Genomic DNA, 26,283 nt, shown 5'->3' on the forward strand with positions numbered 1-26,283 from the left:
CCGGCGCTGTCCCAAGTTTAAAACCCCAAATAGTCTTGCGTCCCCCAGGTGAACGCGGAACCTATACTGGAAGCGGATTTCGGCTGATTGTGCGCGGAATTCGGTTTAACTCGCGGTAAAATTGTGACTTTGCCGCGTTCGTTGCAAAAACAAAAAGGGCCGGCGTTGCCGCCAGCCCTTTGTTTGAACCTGAATAAATCCAGATCAGTCCTTTTTGGACGGAATAACGCGCAGCGCCAGTTCGCGAAGCTGCGTCGGCGTTGCCGGCGACGGGGCGTTCATCAATAGATCCTGCGCCTGCTGGTTCATCGGGAACAGCGTGATTTCGCGCAGGTTCTTGGCGCCGACCAGCAGCATGACCACACGGTCGATGCCGAATGCGCAACCGCCATGCGGAGGCGCGCCGTACTGGAAGGCGCGGTAGAGACCGCCGAAGCGCTCTTCCACATCGCTCTGCGACAGGCCGACCTTTTCGAAGGCCTTGACCATCAGCTCAGGCGACTGGTTACGGATCGAGCCGGAGGCGATTTCGAAGCCGTTGCAGACCGCGTCATACTGGAACGCCTTGATGGAGAGCGGATCCTGCCCTTCCAGCGCTTCCATGCCGCCCTGCGGCATGGAGAAGGGGTTGTGAGCAAAGTCGATCTTCTTTTCTTCGTCGTTGTATTCGAAGAAGGGGAAATCGACGATCCAGCACATTTCGAAACGGTCGCGATCGATCAGGTTCAGCTCGTCGGCGGCGCGGGTGCGCGCCTCGCCGGCGAACTTGTAGAACTTGGCGGGATCACCGGCGACGAAGAAGCAGGCATCACCCGCTTCCAGGCCGAGCTGCTGGCGCAGCGCCTCGGTGCGTTCCTCGCCGATGTTCTTGGCAAGCGGACCGGAGCCGCCGACCTTGCCGTCTTCTTCCTTCCAGAAGATATAACCGAGGCCCGGCTGGCCCTGAGACTGCGCCCAGGCGTTCATGCGGTCGCAGAATGCGCGCGAGCCGCCGGTCTTGGCCGGGATTGCCCAGACCTGAACCTTGGGGTTGGAAGCGATCATGTTGGCGAAGACCTTGAAGCCCGAACCATCGAAATGCTCGGTCACGGCTTCCATGACGATCGGGTTGCGCAGGTCCGGCTTGTCGGAGCCGTATTTGCGGATCGATTCGTCATAGGGAATGCGCGGCCACTGTTTCGTCACCGGCTTGCCGTCGGCAAACTGTTCGAACACGGCCGTCATCATCGGCTCCATCGTGGTCCAGACATCTTCCTGGGTCACGAAGCTCATTTCAACGTCGAGCTGGTAGAATTCACCCGGCAGACGGTCGGCACGCGGGTCTTCATCGCGGAAGCACGGAGCGATCTGGAAGTAGCGGTCGAAACCGGCCACCATCAGAAGCTGCTTGTACTGCTGCGGCGCCTGCGGCAGCGCGAAGAACTGGCCTTCATGGATGCGCGAGGGAACGAGGAAGTCGCGCGCACCTTCCGGCGAGGATGCGGTGAGGATCGGCGTCGTGTATTCGGCAAAGCCCAGTTCACCCATGCCCTTGCGCATGGAAGAGATGATCTGCGTGCGCTTGACGATGTTCCTGTGCAGCGTCTCGCGGCGCAGGTCGAGGAAGCGGTACTTGAGGCGAACGTCCTCAGGATATTCCGGCTCGCCGAAGACAGGCAGCGGCAGTTCCTTGGCAACACCCAGAACCTCGATTTCCTGCGCGTAAAGCTCGATCTCGCCGGTCGCCATGCCCTTGTTGATGGTGTCCTCTGAACGCGCCTTGACCAGACCGTCGATGCGGATCACCCATTCGCCGCGCACCGTCTCGGCAACCTTGAAGGCCGGGCTATCGGGATCGGCCACAACCTGGGTGATGCCGTAATGGTCGCGAAGGTCGATGAAGAGAACGCCGCCATGATCTCGCACGCGGTGAACCCAACCGGAAAGGCGAACGGTTTCGCCGACGTCGGACTTGCGAAGAGCGGCACAGGTGTGGCTGCGGTAACGATGCATTTTTATATCCTGGAACGTGTCGTGGGCCAGATCAGCCGCACTGTCGAATTTGGCCGGAAAAACGCATGACCAGCCTGATTTGTCAAGGCAAAGCGCAAGATTGTCGCCTCCTGACTGTCCTTTCCCCCGCCTTGGCTTTAGATAGTGCTTATTCAGCCCGCCAAACCGAGTCGGCCCGCAATGAGCCAGATCAGACCCCTTATCCCGCTTCTCGTCACCGCCGGCATCCTGATCGGCGGCAATGGCCTGCAAGGAACCTATATCGCGCTGCGCGGCCTGTCCGAAGGGTTTTCGGCCAGCACCATCGGCCTCATCAGCGCCGCCTATAGTCTCGGTTTCGCGCTCGGCTGCATTTCGGTGACACGCCTGCTGCGCAAGATCGGCCATATCCGCACTTTTGCCACCATGGCGGCCGTGGCGTCGGCTGCGTCGATTGCCATGCCGCTCATCCTGCATCCGCTGTTCTGGCTAGCGATGCGCTTCATCATCGGCATTGCGGTTGCCTGTCTTTTCGCGGCCATCGAAAGCTGGATCAATGCGCAGGTGACGAATTCCAACCGGGCGCGGACACTCTCCATCTATCGTTTCGTCGATCTCGGCTCCGTCACTCTTGCGCAATACATCATACCCGTCGCCGGCATCGATGGCCCCGTGGTATTTTCGCTGATCGCCATGGCGCTTTCGCTGTCGCTGGTGCCGATCTCGCTTGCCGACAAATCCAACCCCGCCCCGCCGAAACAGATACCTTTCAATCTTTTCGCCGTCTGGCGCATTTCACCACTTGCCGTCGTCGGCTGCGTCGCCGTCGGTCTCAGCATGGCGGCTTTTCGCAACATCGGCCCGATCTACGCCGAACAGATCGGCCTTTCGGTAACGGCCATCGCCACCTTCATGAGCGCCGGCATCATCGGCGGCGTGGTACTGCAATATCCGCTCGGCGTTTATTCCGATCGTTATGACCGGCGCATCATCATTCTCGCCACCACCGCCGGCTCGGTGATCGTCGGCCTGTTTCTCGCCTTCTTCGCCGGCACCGACGAGTGGAGCAACATTATCGGCGTCTTCGTGTTCGGTGCATTCGCCCTGCCGCTTTATTCGCTCAGTTCCGCCCACGGCAACGACCATGCCAAGGAAGGCGAACATGCGATGGTTTCGGCCGGGCTCTTGTTCTTCTGGTCGGTGGGTGCGACCGTCGGACCGCTGCTCGCTTCCGTTCTGATCGACCAGTTCGGCCCGAAGGCACTGTTCAGCTACACCGCCGCGATCCAGATCGTTTTCATCGCCTACACCATATATCGGCTGCGGGTGCGCGAGGGTGTTCCCGTGGAAGAGAGGAACTGGCGGTTCCGTTCGCTTTTGCGCACATCCGCCTATTTTCAGAAGCTCGCGGCCCCCATGCCGCCCAAAAAGGACGGGACGGAGCCCAATCCGCCCGAGAAAAACGATCCTTGAGCCTTCAAAGGCGGGCTTTGTATTGACATGCGCCCGGCAAAGGGAAAGTAAGACGGATAATTTTCACGAGTGGCCATTTGCAATGATTGAAACGACTGCCGCCCTCGCCGAAGCCTGCACGGAACTGGCGAAATCGGAATTCATCACCATCGACACCGAGTTCCTGCGGGAAACGACCTTCTGGCCGGAGCTTTGTCTCGTGCAGATGGCAAGCCCGACGCTTGAAGTGCTGGTCGATCCGCTCGCCAAGGGTCTCGATCTCACGCCGCTTTTCGAGCTGATGGCCAATCCTGCTGTCGTGAAGGTTTTCCATGCCGCGCGGCAGGATATCGAAATCATCTACCATCTCGGCGGGCTCATTCCGCACCCGATCTTCGACACCCAGGTCGCCGCCATGGTCTGCGGTTTCGGCGATTCGATCTCCTACGACCAGCTGGTGCAGAAGATCAAGAACGTGCAGATCGACAAATCTTCGCGCTTCACCGACTGGAGCCGCCGCCCGCTGACCGAAAAGCAGCTGGATTACGCGCTGGCCGACGTGACCCATCTGCGCGACGTCTATCTCTCGCTGAAATCACAGCTGGAGCGCGAAGGCCGCTCTCTGTGGCTGACCGAAGAGATGGACATTCTGGAATCACGTGACACCTATGACATGCATCCCGACGATGCGTGGCTGCGGCTGAAATCGCGCCTGCGCAAGCCGACCGAGCTCGCCATCCTCAAATTCGTCGCCGCCTGGCGCGAGCGTGAGGCGCGCTCGCGCAACGTGCCACGTTCGCGCGTCCTGAAGGATGATGCGATCTTCGAAATCGCCCAGCAGCAGCCAAAGGATGCCGAGGCGCTGTCGCGCCTGCGTACAATCCCGAAGGGCTGGGAACGCTCCACTTCGGGTACCGCCATCATCGAAACCGTAAATGCGGCGCTGGCATTGCCGAAAGAGGAAATGCCCAAGGCGCCGCGCCACAGCCACGCGCCAGAGGGTTCCGGTGCTGCCGTGGAACTCTTGAAGGTTCTGCTGAAGCTGACGGCCGACAAGCACGGCGTTGCCGCCAAGGTCATCGCCAACAGCGACGATCTGGACAAGATCGCCGCTGAAGGTGAAAACGCGACCGTGGGGGCACTGACCGGCTGGCGGCGCGAACTCTTCGGCGATGTGGCGCTGAAACTCATCAACGGCGAAGTGGCGCTGCGTTTTGCCGGCAAGAAGGTCGAGGCGGTTGAGGTTGCTGTGAGCGGCGAGTAACCCCTCGCTTTTAACCCCAATTTTGCCCGTATCGCGGTCCATCCCTGTGCACATCGTTGCGCTTTGAGGGTCTTGTGATGAAACCTGCCCGCATCCTGCTGCTGGCCGCCCTTGTGGCGGCCGCAGGCATTCTCCCCGCCCCTTTTTCCGCGCGCGCCGATGACGGCAAGGTCGATCTTCAGGGCGAATGGACGACCGACTGCCTGAAGATCGGCAAGAACGACCGGCATGGCATCGTCACACGCATCACGATACGCGGTGATCGCATGCACGCCGTCTCGCAGATCTATGCCCGCAATGGCTGCCAGCAGCCCACGGTGCAGGTACGTTATGAAGGCACGCTTGATGGTGGCCTGAGAGACCATGACAGCATGCTCTTTGCCCATACCGTCACCGCGATTACCATGACACCGAACGACGCCGACGTCGTTGCGCACTATAATGGCGACCCGAAGGGCACCGGCTGCGGCCTGAATGGCTGGAAGGAGAATGTTCCCTTTGATGTCGATGGCCGGACCTGTGCAGCCATCACCTTTGCCCACAAGGGAGAAACCCTGTTCGACCGGGCCTGGATTGACGGCAAGCGGCTGCGTTTTGCCGCCTTTCCAGTCAAATGGTCGAACCGTTCGCCGGATGACCGGCCGCAATCCCCGCTTGAAACTGTCTATTACAGAACATCATATTAGACGTAGTGCCGCCTGTGCGCCCGTTTTGCGGCAACAGGGCAACAACCTTTCCAATCCTTCATGTGACCTTACCGAAAGGTCACTTTTTGCAGCGCATTTTCCACATTAATGTCGCATATGACCGCAACAGAAGCTTCTCCGACGGGAGCGGCCAGTTCTTCCTTCCCGAGGCCAAGCCTTCCCTGCCCGAGACCCAAGAACCGACATGAGAAAATTGCTGCCCATTCTGGATTACGTGGTGCTCTTCGTTGCCGTGGCCGGCGCCGGGGTGGCCTACGCATTTCTGGAATATGGCGGCGGCGCATTGATCGGCGCGACCTATGCGCTGTTTGCCTGCGCACCCATTCTCGCTTTCGAGCGCGGTTACATCATGCCCGGCCTGTCGCGGCGGGTCAGCGCATTGCCGACACCAGTCTATATCGCCGTCGGTCTGATCATCTATGCCGTTCTCGTTTTCTGCGGCTTCGGGCTTGGCGGCACCATCCTGTGGCTGAGCGGGATATTTCCCGGCACCTGGAAACGGGCAGTGCATGCCGAAGTGCAGACGCTCGTCTTCACGCTCATCGTCTGCGGCATCATCGTTTTCATCATGCGGGTGCGCGAGCTTCTCGGCCGCGACATCTTCATCGATCTCATTCTCGGTCGCTATCGCCGCCCCGTCAGCGAAGACCGCGTCTTCATCTTCATCGATCTTGTCGGCTCCACCTCCTTTGCCGAAACCAATGGCGACCTGAAGGCCCAGGAGTTTCTCGGCGAAATCTTCGCGAGCTATGCCGCACCGGTCCGGAAACATGGCGGCGTTATCGATGACTATATTGGCGACGCCGCCATCATTACCTGGCCCTATCACATGGCGATCAGGCGGGCGGCCTGCGTGCGCTGTGTCTTCGATATTCTGGCGACCATCGAGGAAAAACGCGACATGTGGATTTCCCGATTCGGCGAAGTGCCGCGCCTGCGCTTCGCCATCCATGGCGGGCCGGTCATAACAGCGGAAATCGGCGTCGATCACCACAAGATCACCTATTTCGGCGATACGGTGAACACGACCTCGCGTCTCGAATCACTGAGCAAGATGCTCGGCCACCCGGTGCTGATTTCCGCCGACCTTGCCCATCAGCTGGTGCTTCCAAAGGGTGTGCGCAGCGAATATCTCGGTGAACATGCGGTCAAGGGCCGTGGCCAGACGCTGGGTGTATGCACGCTCAGCCAGTATCAGGCCCCTGCCGCATAAGGGCAATTGGCTGGAAGAAACCGTGCTGGCCCGTTTGGAGACGGCAGCCGTCATCAAAATTCATCAAAGCTTCAAACGACAATCACCTGCCTGTCATGGAGCGCCCCTATCGCCTCAATCCTGTCTTCAACAGGTATCGAGGGGTCTTATCCATGAAGCACATTCTTTTCGCCTCCTGCGCAGTTCTCGCGCTTGCCACCACGTCTTATGCGGCCGAGAAGGAGTTTCCGGCAAAGCTGGTCTCCCACGCCATTCTGCCGGCCAACACCATCATCCCTGCACCATCAGATGCGCCGGAGCACCTCAAGACCTCCGCCAAGTTCACGACGGCCGACCGCAAGCGCGCCGAGGGTCTCGGCACCGTGCCCGGCAAGGACGGCGTTCGCCTGACCGGTCTTTCCATGCCGTTCAACGGCCAGCCGATGCAGGGCTTTTCCGGTATCAAGGCCATGGCCGACGGCAGCTTCTGGAGCCTTTCCGACAACGGCTTCGGTTCCAAGCTGAATTCCAGCGACGCCATGCTGATGCTTCACCATCTGAAGTTCGACTGGGACGCCGGCAAGGTCAACGCGCTTGAAACCGTGTTTCTCTCCGACCCTGACATGAAAGCGCCCTTCCCGATCGTTCTCGAAGGATCGAGCAAGCGTTACCTGACGGGCGCCGATTTCGACGTCGAATCCATTCAGCCTGTCGCCGATGGTTTCTGGGTGGGCGAAGAGTTCGGTCCTTACATCCTGAAATTCACCCGTGACGGCAAGCTGACCGACGTCATTGCCACCAAGGCTGGTGACATCGACGTGAAGTCACCGGATCATCCGACTCTGGCCCTGCCCGGCAACCCGACGCAGAAAATGCCTGCCTTCAACCTGAAACGTTCCGGCGGTTATGAAGGCATGGCGCTCTCCAAGGACGGTTCGAAGCTCTACGGTCTGCTGGAAGGCCCGCTCTACACCGCCGATGGCCAGGTGGAGAAAACCGAAGACGGTTCGACCGGCCTTCGGATCATCGAACTCGACACCGCCAAGAAGGAATGGACCGGCCGCACCTGGCTCTATCCGCTGGCAGAGGGCGGCGAAGCCATCGGCGACTTCAACATGCTTGACGACAGCACGGCGCTGGTCATCGAACGTGACAATGGCGCCGGCACCGCCGACAAGGCGTGCGCCGATCCGAAGAAGCCGGAAGCAAACTGCTTTGCCGTGCCCTCCAAGGTCAAGCGCATCTACAAGATCGAGTTCAATGACGCCAATGTCGGCAAGGCCGCCCGCAAGATCGGCTATATCGATCTTCTGAAGATCTCCGATCCTGACAACAAGAAACGTCAGGGCGGCGGCAACGGCTATTACGACATGCCTTTTGTCACCATCGAGAATGTCGACCGCGTTGACGCCACGCATATCATCGTCGGCAACGACAACAACCTGCCCTTCTCGGCAGGTCGTGCGCTGGACAAGGCTGACGATAACGAATTCGTCCTCTTGGAAGTCAAGGACCTGCTCGACGCCAAGTAAGAAAAACGGTGCCGGAACTGGTTCCGGCACCACCCGCGCGACCGCGCATATTCAACAGGGCGGAGCGTCGTTGCAGCCTCCAGAGGAGGCGCGGCGCTCCGCTTTTTTCCAGTCATGCCTGACCCGGAGCCCGGCTCCGAAACGGGAAAGACCCCTTCATGCAGGATCATGCCGAACGACTTTATTATGCGCTGAGGAAAAGCTGGTCGGGCGAGACCAGCAGTCTGTGGTCGCGGGAAAACCCCGCCCGTGGACAGGGCAGCGTCACCGCTCTGGTGGTTCAGGATATTTTCGGCGGTGAGATCGCCAAAACCGCCGTCAGCGGCGCCGAACATTTCTACAATATCGTCGATGACATTCGCTGGGATTTCACCTTCGCCCAGTTTGATATTCCCGTCGGTTATCAGGACAGACCCGCCACCCGCACCGAAGCGATGGCAAAGATTACGCCGCTGCAATATGCCTATCTCAGCGCCTGCATCAGGAAGGCGCTGGGGCACGGTTGATCCACTTAAAAATATGGTGGGACTGGCTTTCCCGCAATGCGGACACAATCCATGACATATGATCGGGCAGCGAAACGAGGCGCACCAAGAGGAGAAATGCCCCGTGAATGACAGCTGCCCCATCCTGACACCGGCCGAACGGCAAGCTCAGGATATATTTGAACAAACAGAAGAAGCTTTGATGGCTGCAATTTACGCGGCGCTTGAGCGCGCCAGCACGAAGGCCGCCGAAGAGCTGCAGGCCATTGGCTCCGATATTGAGCCTCCCGCCTATGAATATTTTGTCGCCACCGCGCATCAGCAGCTCTTCCTGCGGTTATGCGGAGCCGACGGGGAAACCTTCGAAGGCGGAGACCCTGAAGTCGCATCCCACATCATCCGGAATGCGCAAAACATATCCGACCATTACTGGACCAAGAGCCAGGCGAAGGCGGATGCATCTCACGACTGACGGCACATGCCCTCTTCCTGACTTTCAGTCTGAAGGCAGGTTTTGCACGATACGAGTGACCAACAGGGTTGATCTTTAACAGCAGCAGCTGGCGCAACCGGGCTCCTCTTAAGATTTACCGTCACAGGCCCTTCATCATCTCCGGATAGGCAGACGCAAATCCGGAGACTGACATGGATTCGACCGCACAATTCAATCGCCCAAAAATCGCAGAAACCGTTGTCCATTCAACAGCGAGTATCAGGGATTCAGGCATCGGCAAATGCTGTGAAATCTTGGCGGATACAGCCCTGAACAATACCGATCTCGGCGACTACTCGTATCTGGGACCCCGTTGCATGGTTGGTGATGCGACGATCGGAAAGTTCTGCGCCATTGCCGCGGAGGTGCGGATAGGCGCTCCCAACCATCCGATGGACCGGCCTTCCATGCATCGTTTCAGCTACTGCCCGGAATATTACTCGGCGGATGCCGTTCGTGACGACGCGTTTTTCGACCGGCGAAAGCAGGACCGATCCGTCATCGGTAACGATGTCTGGATTGGACACGGAGTTATTGTGTTGCCGGGTGTAAGGGTTGGAGACGGCGCCGTGCTGGCAGCCGGTGCGGTCGTTACCAAGGACGTGCCGTCCTACACCATCGTTGGCGGTGTTCCCGCGAAAATCATTCGCGAGCGGTTTTCGCGATCCATAGCGCGCCAGCTCGCCGCCATCGCGTGGTGGGACTGGCCATTCGAGACAATCATGGCGCGGCTTGCCGATTTTCAGTCGAGCGACATCGAAGCCTTTTGCGAGCGCTGGTCTGCGTCACCCACGCCTGTCGCAAAATAAAACTCTTATTACTCGAACACGAACGCCAGCCGCTTGCCCGTCAGCTTCGCCAGCTGCTGCAAACGCCCGTCCAGACGCTCGCCGGCAAAATCGCAGTAATCATGCGGCACCACGAATTCCAGATCGAGATCGGGATTGGTGGATTTGCGGAATTTCAGATGGTCGACAACGCCCGGCATCGAGGCCGAGAACAGGTAAACGACGCGCAGCAGGCCGCCGAGCAATTTGCCGAGTTCCAGCAGCCGGTCACCTGCCATGGCCGCCAGCGGCTCGGTGGTGCCGTTGTCGTTCAGTCCCTCGAAGCGATAATAATTGGCAAGCGCTATATAGGCTCGGCCAGGATGGGTAATTGCGACGAAGGAGGAGTGGGCGATGATATTGAGCGCCTGCAGGCCGCGATAGTCAGGATGGGCGCGCCAGCTGATATCGGCGAGAAGGCAGGCCGCCTGGCGGTAACGACTTTCTTCTTCCGTCTCGTCGATGCCGAAGACAGGAAAGGTGCGGCCGCTCCAATCCGCCAGTTCACGCGCATGTTCGGGCGAACGGGCGCGCAGGATGGCAAGTTCGTCGGCCGTGACCAGCAGCGGGTCCAGATCACGCTCCGTTTCCGTCAGCAGCGAATAGAGATAACCTTCGCGCACGCCCTGCGCGGAAAAGGCGATCTTTGCCGGCTTCATCACCTTCAGAACCTCGCGCATGGCGATGGCGCCGAAGGGCAGAAGCGAACGGCGGTTCTTGGAAACCGCCTGCCAGGCGGGATCCTTGCTGTCTCTGGAGAGAATGACCTCCTCCAGAAAATTCAGCATTTCCTCCAGCGGCAATTCATATCCCTGCATCATATGCAGCGGGTAACCGGTGATTTCCATGTGCAGCTTGGCGATGTTTCGCCATGTGCCGCCTACGGCATAAAAGGTGCGTCCCTCACCCGCCGTCAGCAGCTTTGCAAAGGATTTGACGTGCTTTCTGGCAATGGTCGCTGCTTTTTCGAGCGAACCATCCGATTGCTCGGAAAGCCTCAGGCCACCGAGCGGCAGGGTAATGCCCTCGCCGCAGCTTTTGCCCTTGATATCGATGAGTTCGAGCGAACCGCCGCCCAGGTCGCCGGCAATGCCATCCGGATCATGGAAACCGCTGATCACCCCGTAAGCGGAATAAAGCGCTTCCTTTTCGCCTGACAGCACCTCGACTTCGCAGCCGAGAATCGCTTCTGCCTCGCGGATGAAATCCGGACCGTTTTCCGCTTCGCGCGCCGCCGCCGTCGCCAGCACATAAAGTTCCTGTGCCTGCGCCTGTTCGGAAAGCGCATGGAAACGCCTGAGCGCCATCAGTGCCCGGCTGACACCTTCCTCATGCATGCGGCCCGTCAGTGCCAGTCCTTTGCCAAGACCGCAAAGGACCTTTTCGTTGAACAGCACCGCGGGCGCGCGGGAGAGACCTTCATATACGACAAGACGAACGGAGTTCGAACCAATATCTATGACGGAAACGGGGGCAAGGCCGGTCAGCCGCCCCTGTGCTTCTGATCGAGTCATTCAGCCTGTTTCTTGCGGGAAGAAATCAACCCGGCAATCAATTTGGGCGCACTGGATTTCAAGGCTTCACCACGTCCGGAAAGGCTGGGATTGGTCATGAAATAGTGCTGCGCGTTGAACGGTTCTTCGCCTTTACGCACCTCGATGCGCCTCGACGTTCCGTCCGCAAGTATCTCGTAGCTCTGCTGGTTGTCAATGAGATTGCCCAGCATAATCTGTGAAAGAACCTGCTCGTGCACGGTGGGATTGGTGAGCGGCACCAGCGTTTCCACACGGCGATCAAGGTTGCGCGGCATCATGTCGGCCGAGCCGATATAGACCAGCGCCTTGTCGGACGGCAGGCCGAAACCGTTGCCGAAGCAGAAAATCCGGCTGTGTTCGAGGAAGCGGCCGACGATGGATTTGACGCGGATATTGTCGGAAAGACCGGCCACCTGCGGGCGCAGGCAGCAGATGCCGCGGATCACCAGATCAATCTCCACACCCGCCGCACTGGCGCGGTAAAGCGAATCGATGATTTCAGGGTCGACCAGCGAATTCATCTTCATCCAGATCGCCGCCGGCGCACCGCGCTTGGCGTGCTCGATCTCTTCATTGATGTGCTTCACGATGCGTGAGCGCAGCGTATAGGGCGAAATCGCCAGCTTCATGCCCTCTTCCGGCTCACCATAACCGGTGATGAAGTTGAAGATATTCGCCATGTCGTGGGCGATCTTCGGGTTGCAGGTGAAGAAGGACAGGTCGGTGTAAATCTTGGCCGTGATCGGGTGATAGTTGCCCGTGCCGAGATGGCAATAGGTTCTGAGCTTGCCGTCCTCGCGGCGCACCACCATCGACATCTTGGCGTGGGTTTTCAGTTCGATGAAGCCGAACACCACCTGTACACCGGCACGCTCCAGATCGCGCGCCCAGCGGATGTTGGCTTCTTCGTCAAAGCGCGCCTTCAATTCCACCAGCGCGGTGACGGATTTGCCAGCTTCGGCCGCATCAATCAGCGCACGGACAATCGGGCTGTCATTGGAAGTACGGTAAAGCGTCTGCTTGATGGCGAGAACTTCGGGATCGCGCGCTGCCTGCAGCAGGAACTGCACGACCACGTCGAAGCTTTCATAGGGGTGGTGAACCACCATGTCCTTTTCGCGGATGGCGGCGAGGCAATCGCCGGCATGTTCGCGCACGCGCTCGGGGAAACGGGCGTTGTAAGGCTCGAATTTCAGGTCGTCGCGCGGCGCGCGGACGATTTCCGAAATGGTGTTGAGTGCGAGAAGGCCCGGCAGAACCGCGACGCGATTGTCCGGCACGCCAAGTTCATGCACCACGAACTGGCGCAGTGACTGCGGCATTTCGCTGTCGGTCTCGATGCGGATAACGGAACCGCGGCGGCGGCGCTTCAGCGCGCTTTCGAAGAAACGAACCAGATCTTCCGCCTCTTCCTCCACCTCGATATCGCTGTCGCGAATGATGCGGAAGGTGCCGAAGCCGCGGACCGTATAACCGGGATAAAGCCGGTGGATGAACAGGCCGACCACATCTTCAAGCGTGATGTAACGAATGGCGTTCTTGTCATCCGGCAGGCGCACGAAGCGGTCGAGTGCGGGTGGCAGGCGCAGGAGCGCGGTCATCGGCTCGCGGCCGTTGACGCTGTCGAGCTGCAGGCCCATCGAGAAGCCGAGGTTGGGAATGAAGGGGAACGGGTGCGCGGGGTCGATGGACAGCGGCGTCAGCACCGGGAAGATACGCTCTTCGAATTCGGTGCCAAGCCAGGTGCGGTCGGCATCGGACAGTGCGGCAGGCCGCACGACGAAGATTTCTTCCTTGGCGAGATATTGCTGCAGCACGGCGAGCGAGGCCTGCTGTTCCATCTGCAGATTGTCGATTTCCTTCAGAATGTCTTCCAGCTGCTCGGCCGGCGTCTTGCCATCCGGCGTCCGCACGGTGATCTTCTGGCGAACCTGGCCTTCGAGGCCGGCGACGCGGACCATGAAGAATTCATCGAGGTTGGCGGCAGAGATGGAGAGGAAACGCAGCCGCTCCAGAAGCGGATGATCCGTATTCAACGTTTCTTCAAGAACGCGACGGTTGAACTGGAGCCAGGAGAATTCACGGTTGACGAAACGGGCGGGGCTATCCCAGAGGCTCTCGCCCTCGGTCACCGGCTGAACCTTGTCGAAGTTGTCCTGCGCTACTGCGTCCATGCCCTGTTCCATCCCCTGACCAATTTTCGTCCCGTGATCCTGTTGCATCGCGTGATCGTCCTTCTTGCCCGTATAACAGTTTGACGACGGAACTGTGACAGTCGTCAATCGATGTCCAGCTCGCTGCCCGCCGCGGCGCTGTCCATCGCATTGAGGACTTCCGCTGCCAGCGGGCGGGTTATTCTCGTTCCGCGCGCAAGCGCCAGCCTGTCGATGCGGTCCACAATCGTCTGGGCCGTATCGAGCGAGCGCTCCATTCTATTGACGATGTAACCTATGAGTTTGTCATCCATGTAAAGCTGCCGGTCGGCGAAGAGTTTTACCAGCACCTGCGCCAGCAGCCCCTCATCCGGCTCACCCGTCTCCACCACTGTCACGGCCTTCAGGCGCGAGCGCAGGTCCGGCAGCGTTACCGGCCATGCGGCCGGCCATTGCCGGCTTGTCATCAAAAGCGTCGTGCCGTGCTGGCGCACGCTGTTGATGACATGGAAGAGTTCGGTGTCGTCAAAACCGCGGCGGTCGGCATCCTCGAAGAGAACGGGTCCGTTCTCGGCCGCACGCGCGGCATCACCGCCGGCCTGCGGGTCAATATCCCGGGCGCCGGCAATGTTTTTCCAGATATTGGCGAGATGCGATTTTCCCGAGCCGGGTGGCCCGGCCAGCACGACGACCGGCGCGCGCCAGTTCGGCCATTCATCGACAAGGCTGACGGCGGCCGCAAGTGACGCGGACACGAGGAGATCGTCCCGGTCGGAGGCGGCCTGGTGTGAGAATGCGAGCGGCAGCTGCTCGGCCTTCGACCGGGCGTTATCGGTTTTGATTGGGTCAGTCATCGTCAGCCCTGACCATCCACCTTGGCGGAGGACGTTTCCTTTTCTTCCAGGCCAGGATTGGCGTCCCAGGGAAGGTTGGCAGCGTGTCCGTGGTAGAGATCGCTTTCAAGATACCGCGACAATGCGAAGCGGACAAGCACGCCGACGGCAGCCGCCGCCGGAACCGCGACCAGAAGACCGACGAAACCGAACAATGCGCCGAAGGCGAACAAAGCGAACATCAGCCATACCGGATGCAGACCGACGCTTTTGCCCACGAGCTTCGGCTGCAGGATATTGCCTTCGATGAACTGGCCGGAAAAGAACACGGCAAGTGTGAGAAACACATAGATGTAATCCGGCCAGAACTGCACGATGGCGACACCAACGGCAAGGATGAGGCCGACCATGGAGCCGATATAGGGAATGAAGCTGATGAGGCCGGAGAAAAGACCGATCAGCAGGCCGAAATTCAAGCCCACCAGCGACAGGCCAACGGCATAATAAACACCGAGAATGATGCAGAGCGACCCCTGCCCGCGCACGAAACCGGCAATCGTCTTGTCCATGTCACGGGCGATCTGGCGGACGGTATGCACGTAGTCGCGCGGTATCCAGCTGTCGACCTTGTCGATCATCCGGTCCCAGTCGAGCAGCAGGTAAAAGGCGACAACGGGGGTGACGACCAGCAGCGACACGACATCGACCAGCGATTTGCCGGAGTTCCAGATCTGCGTCAGCAGCGTGCCGATGAAACCGGCGCCTTCGGTGAGGAGCTTGGAGAAATTCTCCTTCACGGCGTCGATCTGGTTGCTGACCCAGTCCGGCAGCAGGTTGGTATCGGCACCGGCAATCAACTGTTGCAGGGACGAGATATATTGCGGGATACGGGTGATGAATTCCGAGGCCTGGGCGGCGATGAGCGGAATGATGATGATGAGCGACAGCGCAAAGATCAGCACGAAGGAGACGAGAATGACGACCGTTGCCATCAGCCGGTTGAGACCGCGACGCTCCAGCCAGTCGGCAACCGGGTCAAGAAAATAGGCAAGCGCCATGCCGGCGACGAAGGGTAGCAGGATGGAGCTGAAGACCATCAGGAAAAGGACAAAGACGGCAAGCACGCCGATCCAGAAAAATACCTGCCGGCGCAGGCTCATGCCGCTTACATGGGGTTGCATTCACTCATCCTCTTGTCGCCGTGCCGTCACCGCCCAAGATGGAGATAGGATGCCCATATGCTTATGGTCAAGACCGCTGCGGCTGCACACGGGCCGCCGGAGCACCAAGGCCTGGTTATCTTTTTCCAATGCAAGCTCGTCCAGTCGGCAAAATCCCGCCTTTCCGGGGCTTTGGGTCGCAACGGCAGGTTGACCGACCGCCAATATTAGACAAATATCAAATAATAGTGGGGCGAGCCCGCAGCGCTCTGTGATGTCCGGCGACCGGAGGCACGATGCAAGGCACCAGTGAAAATGGCATCGCGGAACATAACGCCGGTCTTTTCGATCACCCCGACATTGCCGAGTGGTACGACAACCAGCAGCTTTACCCGGCCGAACGCATTATTCTAGACCAGTTTCGCCATGCCTATGCCGGCAAACGGCTGCTTGATCTCGGGGTCGGTACCGGACGGACGACGAAGCCGCTTCTGCCGCTGGTGGGTGACTATATCGGCATCGATCGTTCGCAACCCATGCTGGCGCTGGCGCGGCGCAATTTTCCGGCAGCCACCTTTCTCGACATGGATGTGCGGGCGATCGGGCAATTCGGTGCGGAGCGTTTCGACTGCGTGCTCGGGGCGCTCGCGATTTTAAGCGCCTTCGGCCATGAGGATCGGCTCGCCATCATCCATGCCATCAGCAGCATTCTGGCGCCCGGCGGTTATTTCATCTTCTCATTTCATAACCGGCAATGGAAGCGGGCCGGCGGCATGCCGTTGCATCGGCGATCCTGGCACCCGCGGGAAGTGGTGAATTCGCTGCATCCGCAAAGCTGGATAAACTATCTGCGCCTGCAGGCCGCCACCCGGCAGACACCTGAATATGCCATTCTGGTGGATCAGGCGCATCGCTGGAGCGGCCTGTTTTATTTCATCGACCTTGCCGCCCAAACCCGCCAGCTGGAAGCGGCAGGTTTCGAAATCGTCGCCCGTTTCGGCGAGAACGGCCGGCCGATCGAGGAAAACTCCGATACGTCCAATGACGGGTTGCTTAATCTCGTCTGTCGCGTCGCTTCGCCGGCATCATGAGTGTCTCACACCGCAAGCCCTGCCAAAGCCGTTAAAAACCGGAGCTTTTGCCACTCAAACCCTTGCATCAGGCCCCGTCCCGTGCGAATGGCGACGCCAAAGGAACCAGCGGAGACGAGAGCCATGAGCCAGTCGGGCAAGAACGGTCTTACCTATAGTGACGCAGGTGTGGATATCGACGCCGGCAATCTGATGGTCGAAAAGATCAAACCGGCGGTGCGCTCGACACGGCGTCCCGGCGCAGATGGCGAAATTGGCGGCTTCGGCGGCCTGTTCGATCTGAAGGCGGCTGGTTTTACCGATCCGGTTCTGGTGGCCGCCAATGACGGCGTCGGCACCAAGCTGAAGATCGCCATCGACGCGGATTATCACGATACGGTCGGCATCGACCTCGTTGCCATGTGCGTCAACGATCTCGTCGTTCAGGGCGCCGAGCCGCTGTTCTTTCTTGATTATTTCGCCACCGGCAAGCTCGACCCGGATCAAGGTGCGGCCATCGTTTCCGGCATCGCTGCCGGTTGCCGCGAATCCGGCTGTGCGCTGATCGGCGGCGAAACCGCCGAGATGCCCGGCATGTATTCCGACGGTGACTATGATCTCGCAGGCTTTGCCGTGGGTGCGGCCGAACGCGGCCAGCTTCTGCCGGCCGGCGACATTGCCGAAGGTGATGTCATTCTCGGCCTGTCTTCCTCCGGCGTTCACTCCAACGGCTTTTCGCTGGTGCGCAAGATCGTTTCGGTTTCCGGTCTTGGCTGGGACGCCCCTGCCCCCTTTGCCGAAGGCAAGAAGCTTGGCGAAGCACTGCTGACACCGACACGCATCTATGTGAAGCCGCTTCTGAAGGCGATCCGCGAGACCGGCGCGCTGAAGGCGCTGGCGCACATTACCGGCGGTGGTTTCCCCGAGAATATTCCGCGCGTTCTGCCCAAACATCTCGCCGCCGAGATCGATCTCGATGCGATCAAGGTTCCGGCGGTCTTCTCGTGGCTGGCGAAAACCGGCGGCGTCGAAGCCAATGAAATGCTGCGCACCTTCAATTGCGGCGTCGGCATGATCGTGGTGGTTTCGGCTGAAAATGCTGCCGAGGTTACCGATGCGCTGACGGCGGAAGGCGAAACCGTGTTCCCGCTCGGCCGCATGGTCGCCCGGCAAGAGGGCGCGCATGGCACGATCTACAAGGGTACTCTCGGCCTATGATGCGCGCCGCCCTGTCGTCCGGTCGCACACGTGTCGTCGTTTTCATCTCCGGCAGCGGCTCCAACATGGTGTCGCTGGCGAAAGCCTGCCAGGCGGCGGATTTTCCGGCTGAAATCGTTTGCGTCATCTCCGACAAGGCTTCTGCGGGCGGGTTGGGAAAGGCCCGGGATCTTGGCATTCCAACGCTCGTCTTCGAGCGGAAGACCTATGGCAGCAAGGCCGAGCATGAGGGCGCCATTCTGGCCGCACTTGGCGAAATCGCACCCGACATCATCTGCCTTGCCGGTTACATGCGGCTGATATCAGGCGATTTCATCGCTCCCTATGAAGGCCGCATCATCAATATCCACCCGTCGCTTCTGCCGCTTTTCCCGGGTCTCAACACCCATCAGCGCGCCATCGACAGCGGCATGAAGATTTCCGGCTGCACCGTGCATTTCGTGACCGAAGGCATGGATGAAGGTCCGACCATTGCTCAGGGCGCTGTTCCGGTCTTTTCCAACGATACGGCCGAGACACTCGCGGCGCGGCTTCTGAGCGTCGAGCACCAGCTTTACCCACTCGCCCTGAAGCGACTTGCAGAAGGCAGGGTGCGGATGGAAGGCGGCAAGGCCGTCTTCACGGATAACGAAAGTAAATCCGAGTATTCCAGTCTGATTTCCACTTTCTGATAAAGAAATCACTAAAGTACAAAAATACTTAAAGTGGTATTTCCGGAAAAATAAACCGATCATTTACCATAATCATCTCTAATGCCTGCAACGGCCCGTATTTCGGGCCCTCCGGTCAGTCAGGAGCGATTATGCTATTTCCGAGATTTTCCCTGCCGCTTACGGCAGTTTTGCTGATGGGCACCAGCCTGCCGCTCGCCGCCGAACAAAACGGCATTACCGCTTCGCTGGATGCCGGTGTTCTCAATCTTCGGGCAACGGAAACCGTTCATATCGGCGGCAGCAAGCTGAGCGAACTCGAATGGGAAACCAAAAATGCCATGGCGTTGCGCGGCTCTCTGGGGCTTGAGCTCGCACCCGGCTGGCGCGTGAAAGCCGAAGGCCGCGTCGGTTTTGAAGGCGACGGCTACATGACCGACCATGACTGGATAGCGCCTTTTTCCAGAGACAGCTCCAAAAACAACTGGAGCCATCGCTCCCAACACGATGATACGCGACTTGATCACTATTTTTCGGGAAGCTTCGAGCTTAACCGCATGCTGCTGGATGATCCCCAGCAATATCTCAGCGCCGGCGTCGGTTTTCGTTATACGGATGTGCAATGGTCGGCCTATGGCGGCAGCGCCGTCTACAGCCTTTTCTCTCGAAGAGATCTGAACATCAGGTTCAAGGACGGTGAAAAGGGCATTACCTATCGCCAGCAAATCCCCGCCTTCTACGGCAACCTGACCGGCGGCCAGAGATTCGGCAACTGGTCGCTCAATGCCGGCCTGGAGGGCGGCGCGATGGTTTTTGCCAAGGCGACGGATGATCACTGGATGCGCGATATGCGCTTTACCGACAAATTCGACGTTGCCGGCATGTTCGGGGTGAAGGCGGGTGTTGCCTATGACCTGACCCAGAATGCCTCGATCTACATAGATGGCGCCTATGAATATACCAGCCTGGGGCGCGGGGACACGCATTATAGCGGCGCGGGCGCTGGAAACCTGACTTCGGAAAAGAATGCCGGTGGCGGCGACCTGCAGTCGATTTTCGTGGGCGCCGGTATCAAGGGCCGGTTCTGACACCCAATGAGGTCTGCCCAGAAAACCGCGCCTCGTTAAAGGCGCGGCTTTGATTTATGGGCGCATTGCCCCGTCAGTATCTAAAACCAGTCTTGCTGCCAGATATAATCACGGTAGGCCCATGGCGGCGTGTTGGCCAAGGTTGCCTTGGAATATATCTTCAACAATTCGGCACCGAAGGTTGAAGCACCGGGCACAAGGCCGACCTCCCATTGAAAATGCCACCATTCAGCGCCGAGATAATCGCCACCCTTCTCGAAGGCTGCGCGTGCGCGGATTGGTTTGAAACCGTTCTTGGCAAAAAGGGCCGTCAAGTCGAGAAAATGGCCCGTGACGGACACTCCCTTGACGCGGTTCTTGTTGGTCACGACATCGGGGATCGTCTGCTGCGGCGGCAAAGCTCCTTTTTCAGCCCTATCCTGCCAGCAACGGGCATAAACATTGTATCGTCTCTCGCCGATCCGCTGGGCGACATAGGCGTCGTTCGACGGATCCTGCATACCGCTCCAGATGAAAAGATCGAGCGCCCGCCCTGAGTAGTGAAAGGAAGTGGCGCTGCGGTTTTTGCTGACCGTGGCGTTTAAATCGCGGACGCCGCCGGAAGAGGTCATCAATCCACCCTGGCGACGAACCTCCTTGTAGACCTGCTTATAGGCGGACATGACGTCGCTGCGCAGCCTGACACGCGGATACCCTTTTTCCTTTCCCGTTCCGAAAAGGTCCGCCTCACCTATCTCAATGCTGTAGCTCGCATCGCCTGCCAGTGATAGCGGCGAGACCAATTCCCGCTGCCGTGTTTCATATGCCTGCTGCAAGGCAGCGAGCGTTACAGGCCCTATGCGACCATCTTCATAAAGTTGATTGTCCGCCTGAAATGACAGTACGGCTTCTTCCGTATCCGCACCGAAGACGCCGTCCGTCTCGAGGCTTTCATAATCGGCCGAGGCCGATTTTCGTCCCTCGAAATGCAGAAAATTCAAAATTTCCTGGACCGCCTGCACGGCACTGCCGCGCGAACCCTTTTCCAAAATCATAGCCAGCCCCCCAGCCGCTTGTGAACCTAGACACACAAAGCTTACCGGGGTTGATTAATTAATCAACAACAATTTTTAATTGAATTTAAAGTAATTTAGAGTATAGTTCGAAAGACATTCCCTGTTTTCGCACAGCCTTTAATATTAAAGGCTGTGACGGTTGAGCATTGCCCATTGCAAGAGGATAATCGTCTTGGAATCGGTGATTTCGCCGGATGCGATCATCGCAAAGGCTTCGTCGAGACCATAGGTCAAAACTTCCAGATCCTCGCCTTCGCTTGCCAGACCGCCGCCGTTACCGGCCTGCACGTCGAGATCGATATGCGCGACGAAGAGGCTGACCTTTTCCGTCAGGGTTCCGGGGCTGGCATACATATCGAAGAGATAATCGACCTTCTCAACCGCGTAACCGGATTCTTCCATCGCCTCACGGCGAATGGCGTCGGCCGCATTGTCGTCATCGAGAAGGCCGGCCGGGACTTCGATCATGAAGCTTGGATCGCCGTTTACGAAGGCGGCGGGGCGGAACTGCCGCACCATCACCACGCTGTCGCGCTTCTTATCGTAAAGCAGAATGGCCGCGGCGCTGCCGTGGTCGTGCACTTCGCGCACGATGCGGATCGTTTTGCCATCCGGCATGCGCTGGTCGAAAATAAGCTTCTGCATATGCACGAAGCCCTTCCAGACCGTCTCTTTTTCCACCAGCCGTATTCTGTCCGCCTCGCCGGCAGCAGTCATTTTCAATGAACGGTCCATAATCACTCCGCAGGCAATTCCGTCACAGGGTGAGGGACGATTTGTTCAGGGCCGCCCATTGCAGCAGCATGATCGTCTTTCCGTCGCAGATATCGCCGGTTTCTATCATCTTCATGGCATCCGCCAGTGAAAACTCCAGAACCTCGATGTCCTCGTCCTCATGTGCGGCACCGCCGCCCTCCTCCACCCGATCCGATGAATCGATGATGGCGGCAAAAAAGTGCAGAATTTCGGTCACGGAACCGGGCGACATGAAGGATTTGAACAGAAACCGCACGTCTTTTACGACATATCCTGTTTCTTCCATCACTTCGCGGCGAATGGCCTCGGCCGGGTCGTCACCATCCAGCAGGCCGGCGGGCGCTTCCAGAAGCCAGCCGTGATAGCCGTTCACGTAAGTGGGCACGCGAAACTGCCGCACCAGCACTACCGTCTCGCGGCGCGGATCGTAAAGCAGGATGGTCGCGCCATTGCCGCGATCATAGGCCTCACGCCGGATGACTTTCGTTTCACCCTTCGAATTGGTGTAATCATAGGTGATGTTGCGGAGATGGTACCAGTTCTTCGAGAGCGTCTCGTCTTTCAGAATTTCAATCTTCACATTGTCGAACTTGCTCATTCCATGTCCCGTCAGTCTTTGCGCAGCCAAACCTTGTTGTCATGGAAAGCCGCGCCACCATAGGGGGCAACGGCATCGGCGCCGGTGAGAACATTGATACCCTCGCCATCCAGATGCGCCTTGTTCGGCCACAGACCTTCGGCAATCAGCACACCTGGCCTGGCACCCTCAACAATCTTCGCATGGAGGCGTACTTGGCCGCGTGCATTGCCAATGCGGACGACGTCGCCATCGGCGATACCGTGACCGGCGGCATCCTCGGCGCAGATCATCAATTCCGGGCGGCCTTCCTTCTGCACGGAGGTCTTGGTTTCCGCGAAGGTGGAGTTCAGGAAATTGCGGGCCGGCGATGTCGCCAGCCGGAAGGGATGATCCCCGTCGGCGGTCTCGATGACATCCACCTGATCCGGGAATTTCGGAAACTCGGATACCGGCCCCATGACACCGATATTTTTCGGCGGTTTGTTCGGAGACGGCCCCGTTGCCCAGTCCGGGCTGAACCGGAACTTTCCGTCGCCATAACCAAAGCCCTCGAGATAATGCGCTACCTCGAAAGACGGCTGCGCATCGATCCACTTCTCCTCCGCCAGCGTGTCGAAATCACCCCAGCCGCTGACTTTCAGCATACGGTCGACATGCTCGCGGGCCGAAAGGCCGAAACCGGGCATATGATCGACGCCGAGGCGTTTCGCCAGTTCCTCGATGACGAAGAGGTTGGTGCGCACCGTTTCCGGCGGCTCGACAAGTTTGGGCCCAAGCAGAATATGGTTCTGGCCGCCGGCGCGGTAGATATCGTCATGTTCGAGGAACATGGTGGCCGGCAGCACGATATCGGCCACATCAGCCGTCTCGGTCATGAATTGCTCGTGCACGGCAACGAAAAGATCGTCGCGCAGGAAACCCTGCTTCACCAGCCGTTGTTCGGGCGCCACGTTGACGGGGTTGGTGTTCTGGATGAGCAGCGCCGTCACCGGGCCGCCGTGGCGCAGCGCATTGGCATCGCCCGTCAACACGGGGCCGATCTGCGACTGGTCGAGCTGGCGCACATCGGGGTCGGCATAGGCCGTGCCCATCAGTTCCGCCTTGTTGAGCCTGAAAATATCGCCGTTATTGTGGAACGCGCCGCCGCCCTCATATTGCCAGGAGCCGAGCACGGTGGCGATCGACAGGGCCGCGTGCATGGCGACCGCGCCGTTGCGCTGGCGGGCAAAACCGTAACCCAGCCGGAAGAACGTCTTTTTCGTCGTGCCGACAAGCCTTGCGAAATCCTCGATCTCGTCAACGGAAAGGCCTGTAATCTCCGACGCCCATTGCGGCGTCTTTGTCTTCAGATGCGCTTCGAGACCGGCCGGATCGTCGGCAAAGCGGGCCATATAATCGCGATCGGCATAATCGTCCCGGAAGGCGATGTGCATGATGGCGCAGGCGAGCGCCGCATCCGTGCCGGGGCGAACAACGATGCGCATATCGGCCTGTTTCATCGTCGGATTGTCGTAGATATCAACGACAACGATCTTTGCGCCGCGTTCCTTGCGGGCCTTGACCGCATGGGTCATGACATTGACCTGCGTGGCGACCGCATTGGTGCCCCAGATGACGACGACATCGGCCTTGCCAATCTCGCGCGGATCGGGACCACGCAGCGCACCCGTGCCCATCACGTAACCCGTCCAGGCCATGTTGGTGCAGATCGAGCCGAAAAAGCCGGAATATTTCTTGGCGTGGCGCAATCGCTCGATGGAATCGCGCTGCACCTGCCCCATGGTTCCGGCGTAGAAATACGGCCAGATGGCCTCGGCGCCATGCCGGGCCTCCGCCTTGACGAAAGCATCCGCCACCTCGTCCAGCGCCGCTTCCCAGGAAATCTCCTGCCAGTCACCCGCCCCTTTTTCGCCCTTGCGGCGCTTCGGGGTCAGCAAACGGCCGGGATGATAGATGCGCTCGGAATAGCGCGCCACCTTGGCGCAGATGACGCCGGCGGTGTATGTATTGCTATTGGCGCCGCGCACGCGGCCGATACGGCCTTCCGCGTTGATATCGACCTCCAGCGCGCAGGCGCTCGGACAGTCATGCGGACAGACGGTGTGGCCGATACGGAGTTCGGCCTTGGTGGCGGCTTTTTCAGCGGAGATCGGGGTCGCAACGTTCATGGCTTTTGTATATTGCATCAATGTTGCGGCCAAAAGGCCGAAGTGACGTCCATCAAGAATATTCATCCTGGCCATTTGCAAGCGAGACACATCCATGAACTACCGCCACATCTATCACGCCGGCAATTTCGCGGATGTTCTCAAACACGCGGTTCTTGCCCGCCTGGTGCGTTACCTGCAGAACAAGGACAAGGCGTTTCGGGTGCTGGATACCCATGCCGGCATCGGGCTTTACGACCTTACCTCGGAAGAGGCGCAGAAGACCGGCGAATGGCAGACCGGCATCGGCAAGCTGGTGGAGGCCGACCTGCCCGCCCCCATCGCCGAACTGCTCGAACCCTATCTCACCGCGGTGAAGGAGCTCAATCCGGCGGGCGGCATTCATTTTTATCCCGGCTCGCCGAAACTCGCACGCATGCTGTTTCGTCCGCAGGACCGGCTTTCGGCCATGGAACTGCATCCGGACGATAGCCGGGCTTTATCCCGTCTCTTCGAGGGCGACTATCAGGTGCGTGTGACCGAGCTGGACGGCTGGCTGTCGCTCGGCGCGCATCTGCCGCCCAAGGAAAAACGAGGCCTCGTCCTTGTCGATCCGCCTTTCGAGCTCGAAAACGAATATCAGCGGCTGGCCGATGGTCTGAACAAGGCCTATCGGCGTTTTTCCACGGGCACCTATTGCCTGTGGTATCCGCTGAAAAAGGGTGCGCCGATCAAGGATTTTCACGAGCGGCTGCAATCCTTCGACATTCCGAAAATGCTGTGCGCCGAGCTTTCCGTGAAAAGCGACCGGCTGGAAGGCCTGAGCGGCTCCGGCCTCATCATCGTCAACCCGCCTTATACGCTAAAGGACGAGCTGCACACGCTCCTGCCCTTCCTGAAAACGGTGATGGCGCAGGACCGCTATGCCTCGCACCGCGCCTTCTGGCTGCGCGGCGAGGAAAAGTCTGAGGAGGACTGAGGATTACCTCAATCCTTCCCGTTTCTGCGCCTCTGCAAGCTGTGACCGCTCGAAGAACAGGATCACGAACAGGGCCATGATGAACGGAATGATGAGGTAGAACAGCCGGAAAACCAGCAGCGCCGCGATCACGTCCGCCGGGTTCATATCCGGCAGACCGGTGACGAAGACCAGTTCCAGCACGCCAAGCCCGCCCGGCGCATGCGAGATGAGCGCCGCCGAGAACGAAATCAGGAATATCCCGAGGATGATCATGAAACCGGGATTTCCGGCCTCCGGCAGCGCAAAATAGATGATGCCCGCCGCACCGATCAGCTCGATCGGCCCGATGACCAGCTGTTGCGCCACCAGTTTCGGTGCCGGATAGGGCAGGAAAAACGAGCGGATTTTCAGCGGTTTCAGTTTCAGGAGACTGCCAAGCACGTAAAGGCCGACGATAACAAGCAGCAGGATGCCTGTTGTCGTGGAGGCCTCGACGGGAAGGATGCCGGTGAAGCGTTCGGTGATGTCAGGCTCGTAAAGCAGCACCATGCCGATGAGCATGATGGTTCCGATGATGAAGGTGAAGGAGCAAAGACCAACGAGAACGCCGACCTCGGCAGCGCTCAGACCCTTGGACGTATAGGCCCGGTAGCGCACCACGGCGCCGGAAAACACGGAAGCGCCGACATTGTGGGAAAGCGCATAGGTGGTAAACGAGGTGAGCGTGATGAAGAACCAGTTCACCTTGCGGCCGAGATGCTGGAGCGCAATGCGATCGTAGCCGGCAAGCGCGGCATAGGCCAGCAGTGTGGCCATGCCGGAGCACACCCAGTCCCGCACACGGATGGCCATGAAGCTTTCCCAGAGATCATCAAGCGAAAGACCGCGCAGCTCATGATAAAGCAGCCAGGCTGAAAACCCGATCGTCGCCAGACCAACGACGGGCCAGATATATTTCTTAAATCTCATGCGGTCATGCCGCCTATTTCCTCCAGCTTCACCCCAGCCTCCTTCCGTCTTTCGCGGAAGATTCGCCGGAGTCTATTCGTTATGCGGCGAAGCTTTCAACCTTTTCACAAAAAATTGCCTGTCACCATTTGTTGCCGTGTCACACTCCTACCCCACGTGGTCCTCACGCAGCATTCACAAGGCTG

23 protein-coding genes are annotated in these 26,283 nt (G+C 59.0%); 13 read left to right on the forward strand and 10 right to left on the reverse strand.

The features are described 5' to 3' along the window. Window positions 1-204: 204 nt before the first annotated feature. Window positions 205-1,992 (reverse strand): aspartate--tRNA ligase, encoded by a 1,788-nt coding sequence (gene aspS / locus M0412_RS06950; RefSeq protein ID WP_269698184.1) that lies wholly within the window; start codon window positions 1,990-1,992, stop codon window positions 205-207. A gap of 180 nt (window positions 1,993-2,172) precedes the next feature. On the opposite strand from aspS, the gene M0412_RS06955 reads away from it, so the two are divergent. The 8 genes from M0412_RS06955 (at window position 2,173) to M0412_RS06990 (ending at window position 9,905) form a co-directional block, all read left to right on the forward strand. After that, window positions 2,173-3,444: an MFS transporter gene (locus M0412_RS06955; RefSeq protein ID WP_142839536.1), complete on the forward strand. Its 1,272-nt coding sequence runs from the start codon at window positions 2,173-2,175 to the stop codon at window positions 3,442-3,444. Window positions 3,445-3,526: 82 nt separating this feature from the next. After that, a complete protein-coding gene (gene rnd / locus M0412_RS06960; RefSeq protein WP_142839535.1) occupies window positions 3,527-4,687 on the forward strand; it encodes a ribonuclease D in 1,161 nt (386 codons plus the stop codon). Between the two features lie 77 nt (window positions 4,688-4,764). Then, the gene (locus M0412_RS06965; RefSeq protein ID WP_161991172.1) at window positions 4,765-5,373 is read left to right on the forward strand and encodes a hypothetical protein; all 609 of its coding nucleotides are present in this window, start codon (window positions 4,765-4,767) and stop codon (window positions 5,371-5,373) included. A 205-nt stretch (window positions 5,374-5,578) separates the two neighbouring features. Further along, entirely contained in the window at window positions 5,579-6,607 is a 1,029-nt protein-coding gene (locus tag M0412_RS06970) for an adenylate/guanylate cyclase domain-containing protein (RefSeq protein ID WP_052820378.1), read from the forward strand. Between the two features lie 152 nt (window positions 6,608-6,759). Next, the gene (locus tag M0412_RS06975; RefSeq protein WP_142839534.1) at window positions 6,760-8,118 is read left to right on the forward strand and encodes an esterase-like activity of phytase family protein; all 1,359 of its coding nucleotides are present in this window, start codon (window positions 6,760-6,762) and stop codon (window positions 8,116-8,118) included. Window positions 8,119-8,276: 158 nt separating this feature from the next. Then, entirely contained in the window at window positions 8,277-8,624 is a 348-nt protein-coding gene (locus tag M0412_RS06980; protein ID WP_142839533.1) for a hypothetical protein, read from the forward strand. Window positions 8,625-8,727: 103 nt separating this feature from the next. Beyond that, on the forward strand, window positions 8,728-9,075 hold the full coding sequence (locus M0412_RS06985) for a hypothetical protein (protein WP_142839532.1): 348 nt from the start codon (window positions 8,728-8,730) through the stop codon (window positions 9,073-9,075). A 173-nt stretch (window positions 9,076-9,248) separates the two neighbouring features. After that, window positions 9,249-9,905, forward strand: coding sequence for a DapH/DapD/GlmU-related protein (locus M0412_RS06990; protein WP_142839531.1), 657 nt, complete (start codon window positions 9,249-9,251; stop codon window positions 9,903-9,905). Between the two features lie 8 nt (window positions 9,906-9,913). On the opposite strand, the gene ppx is transcribed toward M0412_RS06990, so the two are convergent. Genes ppx through M0412_RS07010 form a run of 4 tightly spaced genes read right to left on the reverse strand, consistent with a single transcriptional unit; the run spans window position 9,914 to window position 15,625 of the window. Then, window positions 9,914-11,437: an exopolyphosphatase gene (ppx, locus tag M0412_RS06995; RefSeq protein ID WP_046798850.1), complete on the reverse strand. Its 1,524-nt coding sequence runs from the start codon at window positions 11,435-11,437 to the stop codon at window positions 9,914-9,916. Beyond that, window positions 11,434-13,680 carry an RNA degradosome polyphosphate kinase gene (locus M0412_RS07000; RefSeq protein ID WP_269698832.1) on the reverse strand — a complete coding sequence of 749 codons (2,247 nt, stop codon included), beginning with the start codon at window positions 13,678-13,680 and terminating at the stop codon, window positions 11,434-11,436. The genes ppx and M0412_RS07000 overlap by 4 nt, the downstream gene beginning before the upstream one ends. A 56-nt stretch (window positions 13,681-13,736) precedes the next feature. Next, window positions 13,737-14,465 (reverse strand): DnaA regulatory inactivator HdaA, encoded by a 729-nt coding sequence (gene hdaA / locus M0412_RS07005; protein ID WP_269698191.1) that lies wholly within the window; start codon window positions 14,463-14,465, stop codon window positions 13,737-13,739. Between the two features lie 2 nt (window positions 14,466-14,467). Beyond that, a complete protein-coding gene (locus tag M0412_RS07010; protein ID WP_269698193.1) occupies window positions 14,468-15,625 on the reverse strand; it encodes an AI-2E family transporter in 1,158 nt (385 codons plus the stop codon). A gap of 275 nt (window positions 15,626-15,900) precedes the next feature. Here M0412_RS07010 and M0412_RS07015 point away from each other — a divergent pair, with 275 nt between their 5' ends. The 4 genes from M0412_RS07015 to M0412_RS07030 all read left to right on the forward strand — a co-directional run bounded on the left by M0412_RS07015 (window position 15,901) and on the right by M0412_RS07030 (window position 19,630). Beyond that, window positions 15,901-16,695, forward strand: coding sequence for a class I SAM-dependent methyltransferase (locus tag M0412_RS07015; RefSeq protein WP_269698195.1), 795 nt, complete (start codon window positions 15,901-15,903; stop codon window positions 16,693-16,695). A 123-nt stretch (window positions 16,696-16,818) separates the two neighbouring features. Next, window positions 16,819-17,892 carry a phosphoribosylformylglycinamidine cyclo-ligase gene (gene purM / locus M0412_RS07020; RefSeq protein ID WP_269698197.1) on the forward strand — a complete coding sequence of 358 codons (1,074 nt, stop codon included), beginning with the start codon at window positions 16,819-16,821 and terminating at the stop codon, window positions 17,890-17,892. Further along, a complete protein-coding gene (purN, locus tag M0412_RS07025) occupies window positions 17,889-18,563 on the forward strand; it encodes a phosphoribosylglycinamide formyltransferase (protein WP_269698199.1) in 675 nt (224 codons plus the stop codon). Before purM ends, purN begins: the two co-directional genes overlap by 4 nt. 131 nt (window positions 18,564-18,694) lie before the next feature. Next, a complete protein-coding gene (locus M0412_RS07030) occupies window positions 18,695-19,630 on the forward strand; it encodes an omptin family outer membrane protease (RefSeq protein WP_269698200.1) in 936 nt (311 codons plus the stop codon). 80 nt (window positions 19,631-19,710) lie between these two features. Here M0412_RS07030 and M0412_RS07035 read toward each other — a convergent pair whose 3' ends face one another. The 4 genes from M0412_RS07035 to M0412_RS07050 form a co-directional block, all read right to left on the reverse strand. Continuing rightward, a complete protein-coding gene (locus M0412_RS07035; protein WP_269698201.1) occupies window positions 19,711-20,664 on the reverse strand; it encodes a peptidoglycan-binding protein in 954 nt (317 codons plus the stop codon). Window positions 20,665-20,808: 144 nt separating this feature from the next. Beyond that, complete coding sequence (locus M0412_RS07040; RefSeq protein WP_142839523.1) at window positions 20,809-21,420, reverse strand: NUDIX domain-containing protein; 612 nt, start codon at window positions 21,418-21,420, stop codon at window positions 20,809-20,811. Window positions 21,421-21,442: 22 nt separating this feature from the next. Then, on the reverse strand, window positions 21,443-22,039 hold the full coding sequence (locus M0412_RS07045; protein WP_269698202.1) for an NUDIX domain-containing protein: 597 nt from the start codon (window positions 22,037-22,039) through the stop codon (window positions 21,443-21,445). 11 nt (window positions 22,040-22,050) lie between these two features. Next, complete coding sequence (locus M0412_RS07050; RefSeq protein WP_269698203.1) at window positions 22,051-24,255, reverse strand: molybdopterin-dependent oxidoreductase; 2,205 nt, start codon at window positions 24,253-24,255, stop codon at window positions 22,051-22,053. Window positions 24,256-24,283: 28 nt separating this feature from the next. Between M0412_RS07050 and M0412_RS07055 the strand changes: the two genes are divergently transcribed. Then, on the forward strand, window positions 24,284-25,147 hold the full coding sequence (locus tag M0412_RS07055; RefSeq protein WP_269698204.1) for a 23S rRNA (adenine(2030)-N(6))-methyltransferase RlmJ: 864 nt from the start codon (window positions 24,284-24,286) through the stop codon (window positions 25,145-25,147). Window positions 25,148-25,150: 3 nt separating this feature from the next. Here M0412_RS07055 and M0412_RS07060 read toward each other — a convergent pair whose 3' ends face one another. Further along, window positions 25,151-26,098: a lysylphosphatidylglycerol synthase domain-containing protein gene (locus M0412_RS07060; RefSeq protein WP_142839520.1), complete on the reverse strand. Its 948-nt coding sequence runs from the start codon at window positions 26,096-26,098 to the stop codon at window positions 25,151-25,153. Window positions 26,099-26,283: the final 185 nt, after the last annotated feature.

Source organism: Agrobacterium sp. O3.4, from assembly GCF_041414895.1.
Lineage (GTDB): Bacteria > Pseudomonadota > Alphaproteobacteria > Rhizobiales > Rhizobiaceae > Agrobacterium > Agrobacterium cucumeris.

Bases quoted from the DNA above. Each gene is read 5' to 3' on its own strand.
- M0412_RS07050 (WP_269698203.1), bottom strand. From the start codon at position 24,255: ATGAATATTCTTGATGGACGTCACTTCGGCCTTTTGGCCGCAACATTG.
- M0412_RS07060 (WP_142839520.1), bottom strand. From the start codon at position 26,098: ATGAGATTTAAGAAATATATCTGGCCCGTCGTTGGTCTGGCGACGATC.
- M0412_RS06955 (WP_142839536.1), top strand. From the start codon at position 2,173: ATGAGCCAGATCAGACCCCTTATCCCGCTTCTCGTCACCGCCGGCATC.
- M0412_RS07015 (WP_269698195.1), top strand. From the start codon at position 15,901: ATGCAAGGCACCAGTGAAAATGGCATCGCGGAACATAACGCCGGTCTT.
- aspS (WP_269698184.1), bottom strand. From the start codon at position 1,992: ATGCATCGTTACCGCAGCCACACCTGTGCCGCTCTTCGCAAGTCCGAC.
- M0412_RS07010 (WP_269698193.1), bottom strand. From the start codon at position 15,625: ATGCAACCCCATGTAAGCGGCATGAGCCTGCGCCGGCAGGTATTTTTC.
- M0412_RS07040 (WP_142839523.1), bottom strand. From the start codon at position 21,420: ATGGACCGTTCATTGAAAATGACTGCTGCCGGCGAGGCGGACAGAATA.
- purN (WP_269698199.1), top strand. From the start codon at position 17,889: ATGATGCGCGCCGCCCTGTCGTCCGGTCGCACACGTGTCGTCGTTTTC.
- M0412_RS07055 (WP_269698204.1), top strand. From the start codon at position 24,284: ATGAACTACCGCCACATCTATCACGCCGGCAATTTCGCGGATGTTCTC.
- hdaA (WP_269698191.1), bottom strand. From the start codon at position 14,465: ATGACTGACCCAATCAAAACCGATAACGCCCGGTCGAAGGCCGAGCAG.
- M0412_RS07030 (WP_269698200.1), top strand. From the start codon at position 18,695: ATGCTATTTCCGAGATTTTCCCTGCCGCTTACGGCAGTTTTGCTGATG.
- M0412_RS06970 (WP_052820378.1), top strand. From the start codon at position 5,579: ATGAGAAAATTGCTGCCCATTCTGGATTACGTGGTGCTCTTCGTTGCC.
- M0412_RS06990 (WP_142839531.1), top strand. From the start codon at position 9,249: ATGGATTCGACCGCACAATTCAATCGCCCAAAAATCGCAGAAACCGTT.
- M0412_RS07045 (WP_269698202.1), bottom strand. From the start codon at position 22,039: ATGAGCAAGTTCGACAATGTGAAGATTGAAATTCTGAAAGACGAGACG.
- M0412_RS06980 (WP_142839533.1), top strand. From the start codon at position 8,277: ATGCAGGATCATGCCGAACGACTTTATTATGCGCTGAGGAAAAGCTGG.
- M0412_RS06965 (WP_161991172.1), top strand. From the start codon at position 4,765: ATGAAACCTGCCCGCATCCTGCTGCTGGCCGCCCTTGTGGCGGCCGCA.
- M0412_RS07000 (WP_269698832.1), bottom strand. From the start codon at position 13,680: ATGCAACAGGATCACGGGACGAAAATTGGTCAGGGGATGGAACAGGGC.
- M0412_RS06975 (WP_142839534.1), top strand. From the start codon at position 6,760: ATGAAGCACATTCTTTTCGCCTCCTGCGCAGTTCTCGCGCTTGCCACC.
- purM (WP_269698197.1), top strand. From the start codon at position 16,819: ATGAGCCAGTCGGGCAAGAACGGTCTTACCTATAGTGACGCAGGTGTG.
- rnd (WP_142839535.1), top strand. From the start codon at position 3,527: ATGATTGAAACGACTGCCGCCCTCGCCGAAGCCTGCACGGAACTGGCG.
- M0412_RS07035 (WP_269698201.1), bottom strand. From the start codon at position 20,664: ATGATTTTGGAAAAGGGTTCGCGCGGCAGTGCCGTGCAGGCGGTCCAG.
- ppx (WP_046798850.1), bottom strand. From the start codon at position 11,437: ATGACTCGATCAGAAGCACAGGGGCGGCTGACCGGCCTTGCCCCCGTT.